Origin of the sequence: Flavobacterium araucananum (genome assembly GCF_002222055.1) — a bacterium.
Lineage (GTDB): Bacteria > Bacteroidota > Bacteroidia > Flavobacteriales > Flavobacteriaceae > Flavobacterium > Flavobacterium araucananum.
This window is the reverse complement of sequence record NZ_MUGS01000101.1, coordinates 1-4,091: the sequence shown is the minus strand read 5'-3', so window position 1 is coordinate 4,091 and position 4,091 is coordinate 1. Positions and strand designations below refer to the sequence as shown.

At 32.7% G+C, this 4,091-nt stretch carries 4 protein-coding genes; 1 reads left to right on the top strand and 3 read right to left on the bottom strand.

The features are described from left to right. Positions 1–119: 119 nt before the first annotated feature. Genes mltG through dapF form a run of 3 tightly spaced genes read right to left on the bottom strand, consistent with a single transcriptional unit; the run spans position 120 to position 2,517 of the window. Positions 120–1,160 carry an endolytic transglycosylase MltG gene (mltG, locus tag B0A64_RS24265; RefSeq protein WP_089482024.1) on the bottom strand — a complete coding sequence of 347 codons (1,041 nt, stop codon included), beginning with the start codon at positions 1,158–1,160 and terminating at the stop codon, positions 120–122. A 10-nt stretch (positions 1,161–1,170) separates the two neighbouring features. After that, positions 1,171–1,704 (bottom strand): GNAT family N-acetyltransferase, encoded by a 534-nt coding sequence (locus B0A64_RS24260; RefSeq protein ID WP_089482023.1) that lies wholly within the window; start codon positions 1,702–1,704, stop codon positions 1,171–1,173. 30 nt (positions 1,705–1,734) lie between these two features. After that, entirely contained in the window at positions 1,735–2,517 is a 783-nt protein-coding gene (gene dapF, locus B0A64_RS24255) for a diaminopimelate epimerase (protein ID WP_089482022.1), read from the bottom strand. A gap of 138 nt (positions 2,518–2,655) precedes the next feature. Between dapF and B0A64_RS24250 the strand changes: the two genes are divergently transcribed. Then, positions 2,656–4,056: a Do family serine endopeptidase gene (locus tag B0A64_RS24250; RefSeq protein ID WP_089482021.1), complete on the top strand. Its 1,401-nt coding sequence runs from the start codon at positions 2,656–2,658 to the stop codon at positions 4,054–4,056. The last annotated feature ends 35 nt before the right edge of the window (positions 4,057–4,091 follow it).

Below are 4,091 nucleotides of genomic sequence, written 5' to 3'. Positions count from 1 at the left end.
TAAATTCAATAAAAATATTTTATTTCTATATAAAGGAGATCCAAGAAATAAAAGACAAAAAATAACCGAAGCTTAAAACTTCGGTTATATCTTTTAGACCTTAAAATAAATAATAAAAATTATCTTGTTACTCCCTGACTGGCAATCCAGTCTGAATATTTTTTTGCATTTATGGTATGTTGCGCGTATGTCGATGCAAACTCATGGTAACCAAAACGATCTACACTAGCACAAAAATATATATAATCGTTTTTCTCCGGGCTTAAAACTGCTTCCAGGGCTGTAATATCAGGCATTGCAATTGGCCCCGGAGGAAGACCTATATTTACGTAAGTATTGTAAGGCGATTTCATCACTAAGTCATTATAAAAAACTCTCTTAATTACCTGATCAAAATTATTGTCTCTTAGTTTTAAAGCGTAAATAACTGTTGGATCTGCTTGCAAAGGCATCTCTAAACGCAAACGATTCAAATAAACACCTGCAATACGGGGTCTTTCGTCTTTTTTAACGGATTCTTTATGAACTATAGAAGCCAAAATTGTAGCCTGAACAGGAGTTAAACCTTGTTTTTTTGCTTTTTCAATTCTTTCAGGAGTCCAAAAATTATGATACTCTTTGATCATTTTATCACGGAATTTCTCAGCAGATGTATTCCAATAAATCTCATACGTATTTGGAATAAACATTGCAAAGACATTGTCTTCGTTAAAACCATTTTCTTTTAGAAAAGCCGGATCTTTAATTGCTTTCATTAAAGACAAACTATCTGCTTCGATTTCTGCACCAACTCTTCCGGCAAAATTCTCTAAACGTTCCTGATTATTAAAGGCTAATTTTACAGGAATATTAGAGCGCATTGCGCGAACCAAATCAATGTTATTCATATCTTTTTTAAGTAAAAAACGACCTGATTTAACATTTTCAGGATAGCTTCTTTTATCCGCTACCGTTTCAAAATTGTCAAAATTCTTAATATAAGGGGCTAATATTTTTTTAACGTCTGTATAATTTGCTCCTGTTGGAACATATACATAAACTTCTTTTTCCTCAAATTTAGTATTGGCACTAAAGATTTTATTGATTAAAATAAACCCGTAAATCATTAAAACTGAAATTACGGCTACAGCAGATATCGTGATGATTTTTTTTAAGCTCAAAGTATAAAGTTTAATTTTGTTTATTAATTAATTGAAATATTGCTTCATCCTGATATTGGTTGTTCTGCAAAATCCAATCTTTTTTGATTCCTATTTTCTCAAAGCCAAATTTAGTAAAAAGTGCTATACTTGCTACATTTCCTACAGCAATATTTGCATATAATTGATGTAAATTTAAATTATGAAAGGAATATTTAATCAAAAGTGCTAAAGCTTCTGATCCAATTTTTTGATTTCTATTTTCCCCTTTCTGAATAACGATTCCAATTCCTGCCCTGTTATTCTTGGGATCAAATTCGAATAAATCAATCAATCCTATAGCCGGAAAGTCCTGATCCTGACAGATTGCCAAACGCAATTGCTTGGCTTCGTAAATATCCTGTTGTGCATTTTCGAGATATTGACGAACTAAAAATCGACTGTAAGGTGTTTGTGTGTTACTAACTTCCCAAATGCTTTCATCATTTTCCATAGCATAAACAAACTCCAGATCATTAGGTTCTAATGCACGCAGATATATTGAATCGCCTTTTAGTGTTATCATCGTTTATTGTAGATTGCTTATTGTAGATTTTTAAATTTCGATGGTTCCTTTAAATACAAATTTTGCTGGTCCTGTGAGGAAAACATTAGTAAAATGATCTCCTTCTTTATCAAAAGAAACCACTAATTTTCCTCCTTCAACATTCAGATTTATCGAGGTTTTATCCGTCTGACCAATTGCATTCATAGCGATAGCAACTGCAGTTGCACCAGTTCCGCAAGCCAGTGTTTCATCTTCAACACCTCTTTCGTAAGTACGAAGTGAAAAAGTACTGTCATCAACTTTCTTTACAAAATTAATATTGCTGCCTTTCTCTCCATATAATACACCATAACGAATTGCTGCGCCATTTTCTTTTACATTATAATGTTCTAAATCATCAACGATCTGAACATGATGCGGAGAACCTGTGTTTAAAAAAGTATAAGAATCTTTCTTTTGTACTTCATCAACATCAATCATTTGCAACGAAATAATAGCATCATCTCCTACAGATGCATGATGCAAACCATCTGTAGCAATAAAAGTTGCTTTATTTTTTACAACACCTAATTGGTTCGCAAAAGCCACGAGACAACGACCCCCATTTCCACACATCGAGCTCTGATTTCCATCTGAATTGTAATATACCATTCTAAAGTCTGTTTCAGTATCGTTTTCTAACAAGATAAGACCATCTGCTCCTATCCCAAAACGCCTGTCGCAGAGACGTTCAATCAATTTAATATCCTCTTTTGGAAAAAAACCGGAACGGTTATCAATCATAACAAAATCGTTTCCGGTACCCTGGTATTTATAAAATTCTATTTGCATTTTTTTTACATTAATAGTACAAAAGTACGAACAAATAATTAATGAAATGTTAATCAATGTTAAAGAGAGTTAAACCATTTTATTCGTTAATTTTTTGAATTATTTTTACATAAAATAACTTAAACATAAATTATAACTATGAAAAGATTGTCAACCTTATTTTTGGTTTCACTACTTAGTGGTGCTATTACTCTTGGTGCTTACAAGTTATTATTTGAAAGCAACAACTCTTTTTTTGGAAGAGGAAATTCTGTTGTAACTCTTGCCCCAAATTCATTTGGAAGGAATGTAGCTTTATCTGCTGAAACGGTCGATTTTACAGCTGCTGCAGATAAAACAATTCACACTGTTGTTCACGTAAAAAATGTTTCGCGACGAACCGTAAGCAATCCTATGATGGAATTTTTCTATGGATATGGAGGTCAACAGCAGCAAGAACAAGTTGGAACGGGCTCTGGTGTCATAATTTCTGAAGATGGTTATATTGTAACAAACAATCACGTAATTAAGGACGCAACAGAAATCGAAATTACATTAAATAATAAAAAGTCTTATAAGGCAAAATTAATTGGTACGGATTCAAAAATGGATATCGCTTTGTTGAAGATCGACGCTGATGAAAAATTACCTTATACTGCTTTTGCAAATTCAGATTCTGTAAAAATTGGAGAGTGGGTTTTGGCAGTTGGAAATCCTTATAATTTAACATCGACAGTAACCGCAGGGATTGTTTCGGCCAAAGCCAGAAATTTAGATACTAACGGAATCCAGTCTTTTATTCAGACTGATGCTGCAGTAAATCCCGGAAATAGTGGTGGTGCATTGGTAAACACAAGAGGCGAACTAATTGGTATCAATACTATGATTTCGTCAATGACAGGTTCTTATGTTGGATATTCGTTTGCAGTTCCTTCTAATATTGCTCGAAAAATCATCGAAGATATTATGGAATTTGGAAATGTTCAAAGAGGAATCCTTGGCGTTGAAGGTGGCGAACTAAACAGTACTGCCTCAAAAGAATTAGGGGTAACTGAAACACAAGGTTTTTATATTAGTAAAGTTTCTAAAAATTCAGGAGCTGAAAAAGCCGGACTGGGTAAAGGTGATATTATTGTAAAACTTGATGATCAGAATATTTCGACATACGCTGATCTTTCCGGATATATCAATACTAAACGACCAAATGACGTTGTGAAAGTAACTTATATTAAAGATGGAAAAACAAAGACTGTTCCGGTAACTTTAAGCAAAAACGAATTTTACAGTACCGAATTCAAAGGGATTGAACTAGAAAATATTGATGCTGCCGATAAAAAGAAATTTAGAATTGATTACGGTGTAAAAATCAGAACGATCAATAATGAAAATTTGGCGCAATATCAAAATGAATTACAAGGCAATATTATATTAAGTATTGATAATGTAAAAGCAACAAATATTGAAACGGTTTCTAAACTTTTAAATAAAAAAGATGAAGGACAAAGTATACGTCTTGAAATGATTAATAAAAATGGAGAAATCCTTAGAATTATTATTTAAAAAAATAGTCACAGTTTACAGTCACAGTATTCAGT